This window comes from Carboxylicivirga fragile (genome assembly GCF_050589805.1).
Lineage (GTDB): Bacteria > Bacteroidota > Bacteroidia > Bacteroidales > Marinilabiliaceae > Carboxylicivirga > Carboxylicivirga fragile.
This window is the reverse complement of record NZ_JBNGOY010000029.1, coordinates 1-16,963: the sequence shown is the minus strand read 5'-3', so window position 1 is coordinate 16,963 and position 16,963 is coordinate 1. Positions and strand designations below refer to the sequence as shown.

General features: G+C 37.0%; 16 protein-coding genes. 9 read left to right on the top strand and 7 right to left on the bottom strand.

Annotated elements, in window-relative coordinates:
* Window positions 1-71 precede the first annotated feature (71 nt).
* From ACRD7B_RS13640 to ACRD7B_RS13620, 5 genes are all read right to left on the bottom strand, one after another.
* Complete coding sequence (locus ACRD7B_RS13640) at window positions 72-731, bottom strand: PQLLE family protein (RefSeq protein ID WP_430825127.1); 660 nt, start codon at window positions 729-731, stop codon at window positions 72-74.
* A gap of 664 nt (window positions 732-1,395) precedes the next feature.
* Window positions 1,396-2,052 carry a PQLLE family protein gene (locus ACRD7B_RS13635; protein WP_430825126.1) on the bottom strand — a complete coding sequence of 219 codons (657 nt, stop codon included), beginning with the start codon at window positions 2,050-2,052 and terminating at the stop codon, window positions 1,396-1,398.
* A gap of 485 nt (window positions 2,053-2,537) precedes the next feature.
* Window positions 2,538-3,107 carry a class I SAM-dependent methyltransferase gene (locus ACRD7B_RS13630; RefSeq protein ID WP_430825125.1) on the bottom strand — a complete coding sequence of 190 codons (570 nt, stop codon included), beginning with the start codon at window positions 3,105-3,107 and terminating at the stop codon, window positions 2,538-2,540.
* A gap of 131 nt (window positions 3,108-3,238) precedes the next feature.
* Complete coding sequence (locus ACRD7B_RS13625; RefSeq protein ID WP_430825124.1) at window positions 3,239-3,841, bottom strand: hypothetical protein; 603 nt, start codon at window positions 3,839-3,841, stop codon at window positions 3,239-3,241.
* 37 nt (window positions 3,842-3,878) lie between these two features.
* The gene (locus tag ACRD7B_RS13620) at window positions 3,879-4,886 is read right to left on the bottom strand and encodes a DUF2027 domain-containing protein (RefSeq protein WP_430825123.1); all 1,008 of its coding nucleotides are present in this window, start codon (window positions 4,884-4,886) and stop codon (window positions 3,879-3,881) included.
* Window positions 4,887-4,962: 76 nt separating this feature from the next.
* Here ACRD7B_RS13620 and ACRD7B_RS13615 point away from each other — a divergent pair, with 76 nt between their 5' ends.
* Window positions 4,963-6,168: an S-adenosylmethionine:tRNA ribosyltransferase-isomerase gene (locus ACRD7B_RS13615; protein WP_430825122.1), complete on the top strand. Its 1,206-nt coding sequence runs from the start codon at window positions 4,963-4,965 to the stop codon at window positions 6,166-6,168.
* A 151-nt stretch (window positions 6,169-6,319) separates the two neighbouring features.
* Here ACRD7B_RS13615 and ACRD7B_RS13610 read toward each other — a convergent pair whose 3' ends face one another.
* Window positions 6,320-6,508, bottom strand: coding sequence for a (2Fe-2S)-binding protein (locus tag ACRD7B_RS13610; protein WP_430825121.1), 189 nt, complete (start codon window positions 6,506-6,508; stop codon window positions 6,320-6,322).
* Window positions 6,509-6,534: 26 nt separating this feature from the next.
* Window positions 6,535-7,395 carry a histidinol-phosphatase gene (locus ACRD7B_RS13605; protein WP_430825120.1) on the bottom strand — a complete coding sequence of 287 codons (861 nt, stop codon included), beginning with the start codon at window positions 7,393-7,395 and terminating at the stop codon, window positions 6,535-6,537.
* Window positions 7,396-7,741: 346 nt separating this feature from the next.
* Here ACRD7B_RS13605 and ACRD7B_RS13600 point away from each other — a divergent pair, with 346 nt between their 5' ends.
* From ACRD7B_RS13600 to ACRD7B_RS13565, 8 genes are all read left to right on the top strand, one after another.
* Window positions 7,742-8,737, top strand: a complete 996-nt coding sequence (locus ACRD7B_RS13600; RefSeq protein ID WP_430825119.1) for an AAA family ATPase — start codon at window positions 7,742-7,744, stop codon at window positions 8,735-8,737.
* A gap of 118 nt (window positions 8,738-8,855) precedes the next feature.
* Complete coding sequence (locus ACRD7B_RS13595; protein WP_430825118.1) at window positions 8,856-9,722, top strand: DUF58 domain-containing protein; 867 nt, start codon at window positions 8,856-8,858, stop codon at window positions 9,720-9,722.
* Window positions 9,722-10,771 (top strand): hypothetical protein, encoded by a 1,050-nt coding sequence (locus ACRD7B_RS13590; protein WP_430825117.1) that lies wholly within the window; start codon window positions 9,722-9,724, stop codon window positions 10,769-10,771. Before ACRD7B_RS13595 ends, ACRD7B_RS13590 begins: the two co-directional genes overlap by 1 nt.
* Window positions 10,764-11,756: a vWA domain-containing protein gene (locus tag ACRD7B_RS13585; RefSeq protein WP_430825116.1), complete on the top strand. Its 993-nt coding sequence runs from the start codon at window positions 10,764-10,766 to the stop codon at window positions 11,754-11,756. The genes ACRD7B_RS13590 and ACRD7B_RS13585 overlap by 8 nt, the downstream gene beginning before the upstream one ends.
* Before the next feature lie 24 nt (window positions 11,757-11,780).
* Entirely contained in the window at window positions 11,781-12,836 is a 1,056-nt protein-coding gene (locus tag ACRD7B_RS13580; protein ID WP_430825115.1) for a VWA domain-containing protein, read from the top strand.
* 14 nt (window positions 12,837-12,850) lie between these two features.
* Entirely contained in the window at window positions 12,851-13,801 is a 951-nt protein-coding gene (locus tag ACRD7B_RS13575) for a tetratricopeptide repeat protein (RefSeq protein ID WP_430825114.1), read from the top strand.
* Window positions 13,802-13,834: 33 nt separating this feature from the next.
* Window positions 13,835-15,661, top strand: a complete 1,827-nt coding sequence (locus ACRD7B_RS13570; protein WP_430825113.1) for a BatD family protein — start codon at window positions 13,835-13,837, stop codon at window positions 15,659-15,661.
* A 97-nt stretch (window positions 15,662-15,758) separates the two neighbouring features.
* A complete protein-coding gene (locus ACRD7B_RS13565) occupies window positions 15,759-16,508 on the top strand; it encodes a tetratricopeptide repeat protein (protein ID WP_430825112.1) in 750 nt (249 codons plus the stop codon).
* Window positions 16,509-16,963: the final 455 nt, after the last annotated feature.

Here is a 16,963-nt window from a genome sequence, read left to right as displayed (position 1 = left end):
AGTTAACGTTTGTACGACACCTTCATCAAGATGTTACATTAAAAGCAGCATTATAGCTGCATTTTTCTTTATTAACTTTTTACTGCAACGCCCAATGATTCCAACAACTTCGGAGAATACTCCAAAGCTATTCGTGCCACCTTTAAAAAATCACTGACATATTGCTGCATTTCTAATACTTTTCTTTTTCGCTGTGCAGTTAGCTCTCTCACCTCTCCCATGCTCTTCAAACACAGATCAGATACCTTATTCAACTCCTTAAGTTGTTTCTTCAAGTCCTCAAAATCAAGCTTTGTCACACCAAAACGCGCCATGACCTCCAGGTAATCATTATCGTTACCTAGCATTATGGAACAAAATGCTGTAACCTGATACAACCACTCATTATAGGTACGTTCTCTCCCACCATCCAACACCAAAGCTTTACGCGCTCTCACATCATTAACGAAAGCAATACGCCCCAATTTCACATACTTCATATATAGCTTATGAACCTGTGCCTGCAGGTTTTGCTTTCGTTTATAATTTCGGACTTTTTCCGATTTAGCTTCATGTTGAGCAATCTGTATCTCACGTAACTCTTTAACAAGTATCTCTCCGGCACTCATTTGCTGCTCATCGTAGCCATATTTAACTACCGCATTACGAATAGCATCGACTTGCTTACCATTTTTAACAATAGTATCTGCCTGATGTATAAATGATGTTATCGTATGTTTTGTGTAATGCATCTAATTTTCTTTTACAGTCCTCTTAATATTCTCAACTCATGTATAATTTATACAATGCTTACAAATATTTACAATTATTTTTTATAATTCCAAATAGTTCGTAACTTATTTTAACAATTTCCAATCTTTTATGTAAAAAGATACTACTTAATTAAATAAACTTTAACCCAAAATATTCACCGATACCGTAGGATCTACTTTATAATCCCACAATTTAATTTTATCATTTATATTTATATTGTTTGAATCCTACAATTATAAATCAGATTTCTTCAAACTAGTTATAGATTTTAACTATTTAATTTTCGACAATTAATTTTTAAAATATAATTTTAACACTATAAATTAGATTTCTACATTCCAATAAAAGATTTACTAAAACTAGATCAGATAAAGGATATCAATAAATAGATTAGTTAATTTTAACTCAGATAAAGAAGTTAATAGTTACGACTACCATTTTTAAAAATAAGATATGTGTATTCTAAATAAGATAGAAATTTATAAGCTATACAATTGGTATAACTTGTAATTTGAATATTTAAGGAAACTCTGAATCCCTCTCATTAAGCCAGATATAAGAATTAACCTGAAGTTTTAGCAATAAAAAACCTGCTAACTCAAGAGAGCTAGCAGGTCATGTTCGTTTCGTATAATATAAGAGTCACTTAACAACTATACCGAGTGACTCGAGTAATTGTGGTTGATCTTCCAAGGCAATTTTAGCAACGGCATAAAACTCTCGCATCCAATCATCCAACTTTGCAAAACTCTCATCCTTGATCTGAGTAGCATTCTGCGACTCACCCTTTTCTTTCAAATAAATAGCCCGCAAGTTCTTTAGTTCATTTAAATCATCACTTAGCAGATTCAAGTCCTCTTCACTTACCTTAAGTCGAGCCAACTTAGTTCGTACTTCTTCACTGGCCATCGCCACATTTATAAACTTACGAATCACCTCAAACCAATTAATGTAGGCATTAGGCATATCTCCACTAACAGCCAACTTATCACACATCAGGGCATCTTTACGATACACAACCTTAGCCTTTTTTCTTAAAACAGAATACTGTTTTGAAAGCCGCCCCCTCAAAACATTAAACGCTTGATAAGCACTGGATTCTTCTTCAGCCTCCTGCAATTTAGAATCGAAAGCCGTTCGAGTATCTAATAAAAGTGCCTTACCCTCGCTAAATTCTTTAGCGGTATATCCATACTCTGCCATTACTTGCGCAATATCAGATTGTTCTTCTGCGTTTTTGAGCGATATCCTATAACGCTCGAGCAGCATCACTTCCAATGAAGATTTTGTTCCCTTCATAGTTAACTCATTTAATTCAACATGTTAAAAGCAGCGTCTCAATTCAAGCTTTTGTTAGTAGAATAAATTTAAGGCAAACATCAACTATAGTAAAGACAAAAATTTATGTTTAAAAACAGCAGAATAATTATTGCTTGTATAAAAATATTTCCCTAATTTAAATATCGCTACATACCTAATACACAAACGATATGCCTACAAAACAAACTTACTAATCTATTAAGCTCTGAACCCCCTGAAGAGGACATAAATCACTTATTTAAGGCGGAGAGCCTAGAAAAATAGAATGGAGTTAATACATCATATTAACCAAACTCATATCATTGTGTCCCTAGGTTTTCACAAAAAAAGCCAGTAGTAAGTCTTACTGCCGGCTCTTTAAAATTATTGATATAATTGATGATTACATAATCACCGTGCCATCGAAAAATGATCACTCTACCTAGACCACCAAGCTAGTTACATATCACTCTTCAAGCATATAATTATTTCTTTTTCACAATATACATACAATACTTCGTCTTTGATTTATGTCCAGACTCCTTATCCTCATAATTATAAATCAATGAAGAATCATTAAGAACATCGAAATCAAGTCCGGTATCTTTTATCGTTTCTTTTAAAATAGCAACTTTCTTTCCTGTATCCTGAATACAAACACAAATAACGGCATTGCTTTTTATGTCCCTTGCAATTTTACTAAGCAATAAAGTCTCTTTTTGCTTATCTCGTTTCTCAAAATGAAACATCGAGTCGAGCAACACAATGTCAAAAGCGGAGTAGTTGTCAAAGGCGTAAATATCACCCACTAATCCCGTTACATTTAAGCCTTCTTTTTGAGCGATTGTATTCATCTGTTCCACACCCACCATTGAGCTATCAATACCTGTTACCTGATATCCTAGCCTAGCTAAAGGAATTACATCTCTACCTTGCCCGCACCCCACATCAAGTAATATCCCCTTGGGCTTATAGCTGCTGAAAAAATCAATCAGTTGCACATATGCCTCTCCAAATAAATTCTCTGTCCGGTAATACTTATCGTAATCAGTCATACACTAGGCTCTATTGGTGAAAAATAATCATTCTATAAAAGAGTAAAACAACACTTTAAACTATCCAAATCAATCGAACAAGGACGGGTCAAAATTTCCAAGCTATACTCCTTATACGGTATCAACACACATCACTCTTCGAGTAAATATTTACACGCATTTACAACGAACCATTCTATCTGATTTGAACTCGTTAACCAACGGTTCACACTTATCGAAATTACAGTTTTGTGATCAAGTTCAGGAACAATATTCCATGAATCAACTTCAGTTTCAACCTTTATAGGGTTGATTTTCCGCATCATCTTATTCAGAAACTCTATCTTCTTTTCTTTAAGAAAATTTTGATTGATGCTTTTTGAATCAGAATGTATTGTAATTGCCTGATCTAGTAATCTATTTCCAGTTAAATATCTCCTTCGAACACTTAACCTATCAATCCACTGTCTTTTTTTGATGGTTACATTAGAATTAAAATCATCAATCGCCATGAACAAGCCACAAAACGTTTCTCCCCATGCACTAGATCTATAAGTACCACCAGTTGAAGAGTCATAAAAAATAAAATAGAGTCCATTCTCAACCATTCTCAAGTCATATATAACGTATCTAGCTGCAATGTAACGTCGTGCCAGATTAGGTATTTTATATTTGACCTCAGAACTCGAATAAAAAGGAACATCCTTTTGCTTAGCAATCTGCTCTAACTTCTTAATTATTTCTTCTTGCGTCATTTATTCAGTCCCAACGAATACAACAGACCCCAAATATTTATATAATCACCATGGTAGCTCCATAGCCATACTCCTTAAAAGAAGCATCCTGATAAGAGTGCTTTTTATATTGGCGATCCAATAACTTTCTGATTTCAGTTTTCAGAGTACCAGTGCCCACACCATGAATAAACACCAACTTACGCCCTCGTTGAATTTCATTCTCTTTCATGATCTGTTTAAACTTATCAGTTTGTATACCCAATATCTCTCCCTTGCTTAATCCAGCAGTTGTATCAATCAACTCATCAATGTGTAAATCCACCTCTAGAATACCTGGTTCATCACGCTTGGCATATTTCTTACGCACCGGCTTAGCCTCTTTCTCCTTAACTATCTTATCAACATCTTTTTGAGTTAACTCATCCAACTTACGCTCAAACTCGCCTTTGATCAAAGGAATCAAAACAGCCTTCTCGTGGTAGTAATCGTTGTCGGCAAAACTATTCTCCTTAAAAAAACGAGCCGCTTTAATTTTGAAGACTTCCGACAGGGGTGCCATGTTCTTATATGATTTATTCTTTTTGAACAAGATCATATCTACTTTCCACTGGCGATCATCCAACTGCAATACAGTCATCTTATCCAAACTGATTTTCGTATTGGGCTCAATCAAACCATTAAATAATAAATCAACTTGAGCATCCTTACGAACATTAGCGATAGTATAATAAGCAAAGTAATTGCTATCGTTGATCAGTTGCACACGTAAATTACCTGATTCCTGGCCAGATTGCTCACCAGAAAGAAATGCCACAAAGAATTTGGGATCACTATCGTCACCAACTTCTTCGTACTCGTAAGTATCTTCAACCACTTCCTCAATTTCCGCTGGTTTATCAGCTGCTTTACTCTCGTCTTTAATCAAAACCACTTCGTTGGCCATAACAGGCACTTCAAAACCATCTTGATCCTCTACAAATACCAACTTACCCTCTACTCGGGTTACCACTCCACCTCCACTTATATTTAAGAACCGTATTGTATCTCCTGCTTTAACTTTCATTATAGTAATTTTGATTTGTGCATATTCATTTATTAAAACAAAGTTAACTAAATTTGTCGCCCTAAAAACTGAAACAATGATAAAGCCTGATATAGCGATAAGTAATTTCACATACGACCTACCCGACGAGCGCATTGCCAAATACCCGCTCAAAAACCGGGATCTTTCGAAATTACTCGTTTATAAACAAGGCAACATTGCACAACATCAGTTTCCAGATATTAAAACAGCCCTTCCACCTAAAAGCATGCTTGTTTTTAATAACACCAAGGTGATTCGTGCTCGCTTAAAGCTCAAGAAAGAAACGGGTGCTGAGATTGAGATATTTTGTTTGGAACCTCTGGCACCTGCCGAAGTACAAATGGCCTTCGACAGTAGAGAAACCACTACCTGGAAATGCATTGTTGGCAATGCTCGTAAATGGAAAGCTGCACCGCTCAAAAAACACATTACCATCAATGGTGACACCATCAAGCTTCAGCTTGATAAGGGAGAACAGTTGGGCGATGCCTATGCCATTACTTTTACTTGGGATAATCAAAACTATGCCTTTGCAGAACTAATTGAAGCCATAGGCCTAACACCCATACCTCCTTATTTGAATCGTGAAACTGAGGCCATTGACAAGGATCGTTATCAAACGGTTTATTCCGATCACAAAGGATCGGTAGCAGCACCAACCGCTGGGCTACACTTTACCGAGGAGATATTAAGTGATTTAAATCAAAAGAATCACACCCTTTTAAACATCACCTTACACGTGGGGGCTGGTACCTTCAAACCGGTAAAATCAGAAACCATTGCTGCTCACGACATGCATACCGAGCATTTTGTAATAGAACGCAATGCTCTAGAGCAATTAATAAATCACAAAGATCCTACCATTGCCGTTGGTACTACATCGGTACGTACACTTGAAAGTCTATATTGGTATGGTGTTCGTTTACTGAACAAACTCGATATCTCTGAAGGCATTCAGCAGTGGGACCCATATAACCTACCAAGTAATACTTCCAAGAAAGATGCTTTGACAGCTCTACTGGCTTTTATGGAGACAAACAAGATACTGCACCTAGCTGGCAAGACAGCCATCATCATTGTTCCGGGTTATGAGTTCAGGATGATTGATGGTTTGGTAACCAACTTCCATCAACCACAAAGCACCTTATTACTACTTATCAGCGCCATTGTTGGTGACAAATGGAAAGACATCTACCAATATGCCATGGATAATGAGTTTCGCTTTTTGAGTTATGGAGATAGCTCGCTGTTACTAATGTGACAATGTTTCAATTTGGAGATTTGACAATATACCAATTAGTTAATTTGAAAATTAGATAATGTATTAGGATTAACTATTATCAAAAATGGTTAGTGAGCCTGTCGAACTAACTCATCATTATATTAACACATCTTCAAATTGAACAATTGATTTAACGTTTTGCAATTTCCTCTTCCAGGATATCTTCAATATCAGAAACACAGCTTCCGCAGATAGTAGCTACATTGGTTTCATCCTGAAGGTCGTCGAAGGATGTTATATTCTTATCACGAATAACTTTTACAATATCCGCCTTAGTTAATTGCATATGGCGGCAAACAAAATCATTATCTTCAAACATAGTTCTTGCTTATTGTTATTTAAAACTTACTTCAAAACATCGGAAATCGGTAATTGTTCCCACTTTCCATCATTAAAATAAGCCAAGTCTTTTCCTCCAAGCTTTTCCACCACTAATACTGCCGTTTCAAATTCAGCGGTAAGCTCATCCGGGTGATGTGCATCAACCGATACCGTTAAGGGAATCCCTATGTCCACACAACGTTTGATAATTTGCTCATTAGGAAAAAAGGTATGGTATTTACCTCGGTAAATGCCTCGTGTATTAACTTCTACTATGGTACCGTACTGAGCTACCACCCTTAAGGTTTCTTCAACTAAATCCAGATACCAGTCCTCATCACCCTTGTAAAAACGCCCCTTATTATTCATCACCACCTTATCCATGTGCGCAATCACATCCGGCTTTTGAAACTTAACCATGTCTTGGATTTGCTTATAAAACTGCCCTACAGCCTTTTTTACATCACCACCAAAACAAGCATTAATGCCCTTTTCATAGTTCTCAGCTGGGCCATCCAAAAACCACAACTCATCAGGGACGGAGGGATTAGCCACTAAATGCACCGATCCTATTATATAATCAAGGTCAGCCATTTGTCGCCAGGCATCATAACTCACACTATTGCCAACAGGAATATAATCAGCTTCCAAAGCAGCGTATATTTTTATTTCATCAGCAAACAATGCCTTGCAGCGCTTCACCTCACTTGCATAAGCTATTACATCATCAAACTGCATGGCCCATTTAGTTTTAAAGGGCACAGGTGCATGACTCGAAAAACCAACAGCACTTAATCCCAACTCAATGGCACGTTTACATACCTCTTCCATCGATGTTTTACCGTCACAAAAATCACTGTGCGTATGAAAACTAAAATAATTCATCAATAACTAGTTTTAATGCCCGACAAAAGTGTTAAGATTTTCTTAAAACAACAATGAGCAATAACACTTTTAAACTAAGTCATAAAAACTAGAGCATTTATTCCTAAGTCTCTTAAATTCCTGCTATTTTTGTTCGAATTCAATGAAAATACATAAAACAATAGCTAAGATTTAAGTTAAAATTGAAATGTTAAAGAGACGTTAAAGTCGGGGTCGATTAACAAATTTTAACGAGCACAGAATAATTCAATCGGGCTATAATGTGTTTATTTGAATGTAAACAGAGCAAACCCAACACATTTGGTGAAGCACAAGAAAAAATAAATAAAATATAAAACTACTAATCATGGATCAAACAGTAGATATTAAAGCTATTAACGAAAGAATTAAAGAAGAAAGTTCTTTTGTAGATTTACTTACTATTGAAATGAATAAGGTAATTGTTGGTCAAAAGCACCTTGTAGAAGGTTTGTTGATCGGCTTATTATCCGATGGGCACATTCTTTTGGAAGGTGTTCCGGGATTGGCAAAAACATTGGCCATTAACACACTGGCAACCATTGTAGACGCTAAATTCTCAAGAATACAGTTTACACCGGATTTGTTACCTGCCGATTTGTTAGGAACCATGATTTATAGTCAGAAGAAAGAAGAATTTGTAGTTAAGCAAGGACCTATCTTCACCAACTTTGTTTTGGCCGATGAGATTAACCGTGCCCCGGCAAAAGTTCAGAGTGCGCTTTTAGAGGCGATGCAGGAACGTCAGGTAACCATTGGTGATACTACCTACAAACTGGAAGAGCCATTCTTGGTAATGGCCACACAAAACCCGATTGAGCAAGAAGGAACATACCCATTGCCTGAAGCACAGGTTGACCGTTTCATGTTAAAGATTGTTTTGGATTATCCTAAGAAAGACGAAGAGCAAATGATTATTCGTCACAACTTAGCTAAAACATTCCCTAAGGCGTCAAGCATCTTAAAACCAGATGACATTATTCGTGCACGTGGTGTGGTGAAAGATGTTTACATGGATGAGAAAATTGAGAAGTACATTGTTGACATTACTTTCGCGACTCGTTTCCCTGAGCAATATGGCATGGAGAAATTCAAGGATATGATTTCGTATGGTGCGTCACCTCGTGCCAGTATCAGTCTATCGATGGCAGCTAAGGCCTATGCTTTCATCAAGCGCCGTGGTTATGTTATCCCTGAAGATGTTCGTGCTGTTTGTCACGATGTATTACGTCACCGTATTGGTCTGTCGTACGAAGCTGAGGCAAACAACATTACTTCGGAACAGATCATTAGCGAGATATTGAACCAGGTTGAAGTACCTTAGACGAGGTAAGCTTATAGCTATTAGCTTATGGCTGATAGCTTAGTTGTAAGTTATTTGTATTTCGATCATTTAATGGGCATAAATTTTATTTAAGATGCCTGGCTAAAAGGAAAAGATCTTGGAAGCAACAGATATAATAAAAAAAGTACGTCAGATTGAGATTAAGACGCGTGGCTTATCCAGCAATATTTTTGCTGGTGAGTACCACTCGGCCTTTAAGGGGCGTGGTATGACCTTTAGTGAGGTACGCGAATACCAATATGGCGACGACATCCGCAATATCGATTGGAACGTGACCGCACGTTTTAATCACCCCTACATTAAAGTTTTTGAAGAAGAACGTGAATTAACCGTGCTTTTGATGATTGATGTATCTGGTTCGCGCGAATTTGGAACATCCTTCAAGTTTAAGAAAAACGTGATTACTGAAATGTCCGCTGTTTTGGCTTTCTCAGCTATTCAGAATAACGATAAGATTGGCGTGGTATTTTTCAGCGATCGTATCGAAAAGTTTATTCCCCCTAAAAAGGGACGTAAACACATACTGCACATCATTCGCGAGTTGATTTCGTATACGCCTGAACACCGTGAAACCAACATTTCGGAAGCCTTAAAATACTTGACCAATGCCATCAAAAAAAGGTGTACAGCCTTTATCATTTCCGATTTTATCGACGATAATTTTGAAGATGCACTGAAGATTGCCAATCAGAAACACGATGTGGTTGCATTGAAGGTGTTTGATAAGCGCGAAACAGAAATACCATCTATTGGTCTGATAAAGTTGAAAGATGCTGAGACGGGACAATACCAGTGGACTGATACCTCAAACAATGCGGTAAGAGAAGCCTACAAAAAATGGTGGCACGATACTGATAAAGCCACCCTTAATCTTTTCAGAAAATGTGGAGTTGATAATGTTTCGGTGCGCACAGACGATGACTACGTGAAAGCACTGATAGCGCTGTTTAAAAAGAGAATATAATGACACAAATACATCTAAGATATCATTGGGCAAAAAAGTATTTACTAAGCTTTGGCTTTCTGCTTTTGACCCTAAGCATGACAGCACAAAACGTATCTGTTTCGGCGAAATTAGATTCTACTGTTACCTATATTGGTGGGCAGATGGATCTGAAAATTCAGATGTCGCAGCCAAACGATATACAATTAGCTTTCCCAACATTTAAGGATACTATTACTAAGAGTGTTGAAATTGTTAGGGTGAATCCGATCGATACTTTAAGCACTGAAAACAATCGTTTTCTTCTGGAGCAAAGGTATCGAATCACCTCTTTCGACAGCGGTTTGCATTACATTCCACCAATTGTTTTTGAGGAAGCCGGTAAGTTATTGGATAAAACCTTGCAAACCGATCACATGTCGCTGATGGTGGTAAATCCTTTCGAAGAAGTGGATCCACAAAAGGGTATCACCGACATTAAACAACCAATTGATACGCCATTCCTCTTATCCGAAATACAAAAATATTTTCCTTTTGTAATTCTATTTATTTTCCTAGTAGTGGGAACCACATTGGCCATCATGAAATACAGGGGGCGCGATATACCAGTGAATATATTCAAAAAGGAGGAACCAAAAATACCGCCCCATGTTATTGCTTTAAATAAGCTGGATGAAATAAAAGGTGAAAAACTTTGGCAACGCAGTCTAACCAAACAGTATTACTCCAAGTTAACGGATGCATTACGTCATTATATTGAAGAACGATTTGAAGTGAGTGCCATGGAGCAAACCAGTGATGAAATTCTTGCCTCGTTCAAAACCATCGATTTTAGTGATGATAAATCTTTTGAAAACCTGAAGCAAATATTACGAACCGCTGATTTGGTAAAGTTTGCTAAGCACGAGCCATTTCCCGATGAAAATGACATGAGCATGATTAACGCTTACTTCTTTATCAATCAAACAAAGATTGAAGAGATTAAATCCTTAGAAGAAGAAAAGCAAAACATGCTGGATAAAGAAGCTGAATCAGCAGATAATGATTTAAGAAATAACAACAATGAGTAATATAACATTTGCGCAACCATTATTTTTCATCCTACTAGCAATTGTACCTCTGTACATTGCCTGGTATGTTTGGAAACAAAAAGGGATGCAAGCCTCTTTACAGATTTCGACCCTTAAAGGTTTTTCGAAAGCACCTGTATCAAAAAAGATCTATTTAAGACATTCTTTGTTCGCATTCCGTGTATTTACCGTAATTCTATTGATAACAGCTTTGGCACGCCCACAGTCGAGCAATAGTTTCAGTGACGAAACAACCGAGGGAATTGACATCATGCTTGCCTTGGATATATCCAGTAGTATGCTCGCCGAAGATTTTAAACCCAACCGATTTGAGGCCGCAAAGCAGGTTGCCGCTGATTTTGTTAAAGGAAGAAACAACGACAAAATAGGATTGGTAATTTATGCAGCAGAGAGTTTCACTCAATGCCCCTTAACAACAGACCATAACGTATTGCACAATCTGTTTCTGGATATCAAGATGGGTTTACTAGAAGATGGAACAGCCATTGGAATGGGCTTAGCCACAGCGGTGCAACGTATTAAAGATAGTGATGCTAAGAGTAAAGTGATAATACTTTTAACCGACGGTGAAAACAACCGAGGCGAGATAGCACCTTTAACAGCTGCCGAAATTGCCAAAACATTTGGCGTAAGAGTATATACCATTGGTGTTGGTACAATAGGTATGGCGCCTTACCCTGTTGAAACCGTATTTGGCAAGCAATACCAGCAAATGGAGGTTAAAATTGACGAGGAACTTCTTCAGGAAATTGCGAATCTGACGGATGGTAAATACTTCAGGGCAACGGATAAAAACAAATTGAACGAAATCTATACCGAAATAGATAAGATGGAGAAAACGAGGATTGAGGTTCGCGAATACACCAAGCGAAAAGAAGAGTACTTCATTTTTGCTTTACTCGCAGGCTTATTCCTTTTGTTAGAAGTATTTTTACGAAATACAGTTTTCCGCAATTTACCTTAACACCTATTGATTAAAGAATTAAACATGGATATTTTCAGATTTGAACAACCCATATACCTCTATTTATTATTGCTTATTCCTGTATTGGCATTCATTCACCTTTACTTTGCTGGCAAGCGTAAAAAAGCCCTGGATGAATTTGGCAATAATGAATTGATAAGTGACTTAATGCCCAATGTATCGTTTAAGCGACCTACCATTAAGTTTTACTTTCTTTTATTGGCACTGATTGTTCTAATCATTGGCATTGCAGGTCCACAATACGGAACTAAGCTTCAAACCGTAAAACGAAAGGGCATTGAGCTAATTATTGCCCTCGACGTTTCAAACAGTATGATGGCGCAAGACATTGAACCCAATAGGCTTGAACGTGCCAAAAGAGCTATTTCTCGCTTGGTTGACAAATTGCATAACGATAGGGTCGGTTTCATTGTATTTGCCGGCGATGCCTTTGTTCAATTACCCATTACCACCGATTATGCTTCGGCTAAAATGTTTCTTAACTCGGTAAGTACCGATGCTGTTGGCAGACAAGGTACAGCTATTGGTTCAGCTATATATAAAGGCATGGACTCATTTACCAAGCAGGAAGATGTAAACAGAGCCATCATTGTGATTACCGATGGTGAAAACCACGATGATGACCCGATAAAAGCAGCTGCCGATGCCTATGAGAAGGGTATTCGTGTTTATACTGTAGGCATGGGTTTACCCAAAGGTGCACCTATCCCTGTTAAAGGTGGTAGAGCTAACGATTTCATGAAAGATAGGAATGGCAATGTGGTTATATCTAAATTGGATGAAGCCAGTCTTCAACAAATAGCGATAACCGGGAATGGTGCCTACATACCAGCTAATAATATCAGAAACGGAATCAATAATTTGGTAGATGAGTTGGGAGAATTGGAAAAATCAGAACTAGAAGCCAAAGTTTATGAGAATTATAAAGACCAATTTCAATGGTTTCTTGGCTTTGCTCTTCTTCTAATTATTATTGAATTCTTGATACTTGAACGTAAAAACCGACGTTTAAAACACATCAATATATTTGAAGTAAAAGACAATAAGATTAATAAATAAATGTAAACCAGATAATGAAGTACATCATATTTAGTCTATTCATCTTAGGAGCATTTATTAATTCGAATGCACAAGAGGAGCGCAAATTCATCCGAAAAGGCAACACGCAATTTAACGATGAAAACTACCTTGAATCTGAAATTGAATACCGCAAAGCACTTGATAAAGAAAATACCTCTTTTGAAGGACAATTTAATCTGGCCGACGCCTTATTCAAACAAGAAAAGATTGATGAGGCTTTGGAACAGTTTCAGACTTTAGCAAAAACGGAGGAGAATACTGAAAACCTGGCAAAAGTTTACCACAATATTGGTAATGCTCATTTTGTGCAGCAAAAGTTTGCTGAAAGTGTAGAAGCCTATAAAAATGCCTTGCGCAATAATCCCGAAGATCATGATACGCGTTATAACCTGATTGCAGCTCAAAAAATGCTACAACAACAGCAAGATCAACAACAGAATCAAGATCAAAACAAGGACCAGAATCAGGATCAGCAACAAAATCAAGACCAACAGCAGAATAAAGGGCAAGATTCGGATGGAGATGGTATCCCTGATGAAAAGGAAAAAGAGAATAATCAAGGTCAGCCAGATCAAAATCAGGATACCGATGGTGATGGTGTTGAAGATTATAAGGATAAGGATTCGGACAATGATGGCCGCCCCGATCAACAAGAAGCTGGTGATGACCCAAATAATCCAAAGGATACCGATGGTGATGGAACACCTGATTATCGTGATTTAGATTCAGATAACGATGGCACACCTGATAGCGAAGAAAAGGAAGATCCTAATCAGCAACCGCCACCACAACAAAATCAGCAGCAGCAGCAACCTGAAGAACAAATGTCGAAAGAAGATGCACAGCGTTTATTAAATGCTATTCAACAAGATGAAGACGAGTTGCAGAAAAAACTTCAGAAAGCAAAGGCAGCAAAACAAACAAAGAGTGAAAAAAACTGGTAGAAACATTACTTTTGTACAAACATTAAATTGAACATGAGACTACTCTTTCTAACATTAATATTTCTTACTAGCGTTTTTGAAACGGTATCGGCACAGGATATCTCCTTTAGGGCAAAGGCTCAACAGGCCGTGGTTGAAGGTGATAAATTTCAGCTGGTATACACCCTTAATAAGGAAGGAAATGATATACGACTGGCTCCACTTCAAGATTTTCAAATCCTGATGGGTCCAAGTACTTCCTATTCGCACAACACTTCAATTATTAATGGCAAGGTATCACGAGAAACGACTTATACTTTTACATTTATTCTTAAAGCGTTGAAAGAAGGTAATTTTACCATTCCTCCGGCAACAATAATGGTGGATGGGGAAAAAGTAACTTCAAACCAACTAAAGATTCAAGTGGTTAAAGCCGATCAGGCTCAAACACAACAAGGAAATAACTCGGGTAATCAAAGTGCTCCGTCAAGTGCTGCTAAAGCTGACGAACTGTTTATAACGGTTACACCATCCAAGCGAACATTATACCAAAATGAGTCGATGGTTTTAACAACTAAGATTTATACTCAAGTACAATTAGATGGTTTGTCGGACATTAAACAGCCTAAACTTTCTGCATTTATTGCACAAGATTTAAAATCGAGTGAGGGCATTAATTGGATCATGGAAAACATTAATGGTCGAACTTATAATGTTGGAACCTACGAGCAAAAATTACTATTCCCTCAGAAAACGGGCAAAATAACAATTGATCCAACTGAGATAGAGTTCTTAGTGCGCCAACGAACAGCTGCGCGATCAAGAAATATATTCGATGATTTCTTTGAATCGGGTTATCGCTCCGTAAAGAAGACGGTAAAATCTAAACCAATTACCTTAACTGTAAAACCGCTTCCTAACGGACGACCACAAGGTTATACCGGAGGTGTTGGACAGTTAAAGATGACAGCTTCAGTTACCAAAAACCAAGTTAAAGTTAACGATGGCATTACTTTAAAAGTAACGGTTAATGGAACAGGAAATCACAAATTTGTAGAGAATCCTGTCATTAAGTTCCCTGCTGACTTTGACGACTTTGACCCCAAAATTGCCAATAACACGAATAATACCGTAGCAGGCATGAAAGGGTCTAAAACCTTTGAATACTTAATGATTCCACGTCATGCTGGTGAATTTACTATACCAAGTATAAAGTTTAGCTACTTCAATCCAAAAACGGGTAAGTATCAAACTCAGGAATCGGGGCCAATTACCATTCAGGTTGAAAAAGGCGAAGGTGACGAAATGGCCAATTCGGGGGTTGTTAGGTCAAATGTATCGCGCGAGAATGTAAAATTCATTGGTAAGGATATTCGCTTTATCAAGGCTACTACAAAACTAAAACCCAAAGGCACTTTCCTTTTTGGAAGTCTGAGCTATTATTTAGCACTTATAGTGCCCCTATTGGTTTTCATCTTCTTATTCATCATCAATCAAAAACGCATTAAAGAGAATGCTAACATCTCGTTACAGAAAACGAAAAAAGCCAACAAAGTTGCTCGTCAGCGATTAAAACGCTCGGCACAACTGCTTAAAACCGGCGAAAAAGAAGCCTTCTACGAAGAAGTACTAAAAGCATTATGGGGTTACATGAGCGATAAGTTAAGTATCCCTCTGGGAGAACTATCAAAGGATAATGCGAGTGACATATTAATAAAGTCAAATGCCTCGAAAGAAGCTGTAAACGATATATTGGAGATACTAGATACGTGTGAATTTGCACGTTATGCTCCTGCTTCGGGAACCGGAGAAATGGATAAGTTATATCAGAAAACCATTTATACAATTAGCCTCTTAGAAAACCAGATAAAGCGTAAATAATGAAACGAACATGTAAAATCAATTATTCATTTTTCATTGAGAATAATTAGATTTTCATGAGAGTTCCATCTGACAAATGAAGATAAATTTTAAACAGATGAAAATATACATAACATACTTGCTATTAATTTTCTCGAGCTTATTGATGCATGCGCAGGATGATCGCTTTGAAAAAGGAAATGCAGACTACAGCAACGGCAACTATCATGAAGCCATTACGAACTACCAAAGCATATTAGAAACAGGTGTTGAAAGTGGCGACCTTTATTTCAACCTAGCAAATGCGTATTACAAAAATGGCCAATTAGCCGATGCCATATTAAATTACGAAAGAGCATTATTACTGAAACCACAAGATAAGGATGTAAAATACAATCTTGAATTGGCCTATAGCCAAACAACAGACAAAATAACGCCCATTGGTGGATTCTTTATTAGCAAATGGCACAAGAGCTTCCAGAATAAGGCAACATCCGATTTTTGGGCTATTATTGGCATCTGTGGCTTATTATTAACTTTAATATGTGCCGCCCTTTTTATTTATTCCAGATCTGTCATTCTGAAGAAAGCTGGATTTTACCTGAGCTTCGCTTTTTTTATTTTAACAATAACAGGAATTGTATTTGCCTACCAACAAAAGCAAAAATTAACAGAGCGTAATCACGCCATCGTATTCTCACCTTCATTAACTGTTAAAAGTTCACCCGATGCCAGCGGTACGGAAATTTTTATTTTACATGAAGGAACCAAAGTGGAAATTATTAATACGCTTGGTACTTGGAAAGAAATAGAATTAGCGGACGGAAACGTTGGTTGGATTGAAGAACATGCGATAACTGTAATATAGTTCGATAGTCTTTAGTCAGTAGACAGTGGATTGTTTAAAAGACAAAAAACCTCCTCATCCGTTGATGAAGGAGGTTTTTTCATAAAACACCCAAACTACCGGTTGAAACTTAATTGCGATAATAATCAATCAAGTATGCAACCTATTTATCTTTATCAATCACTATTTCATCAAACAAGTAACACGCTGCTACCATCAAAGAAATAATGCCTATAATACTCAGTAAAATCATTTCTCTTTGTTTCCTAGAATATATCAATCGCCTTGCCAAAAAACATTACAATCTGAAAATGTGATACTTAATAAAAATTGAACATTTCCACATATCCAAAAATTGGAAAATAGAATTTTTATTGGAAAATTACTAGTGATGCGTTAATTTTTAAAAACAATTTGCAATAAATTATATTTCAACAACATACAAACGTTCTTTGATTTTTTGATTTGATTTGACT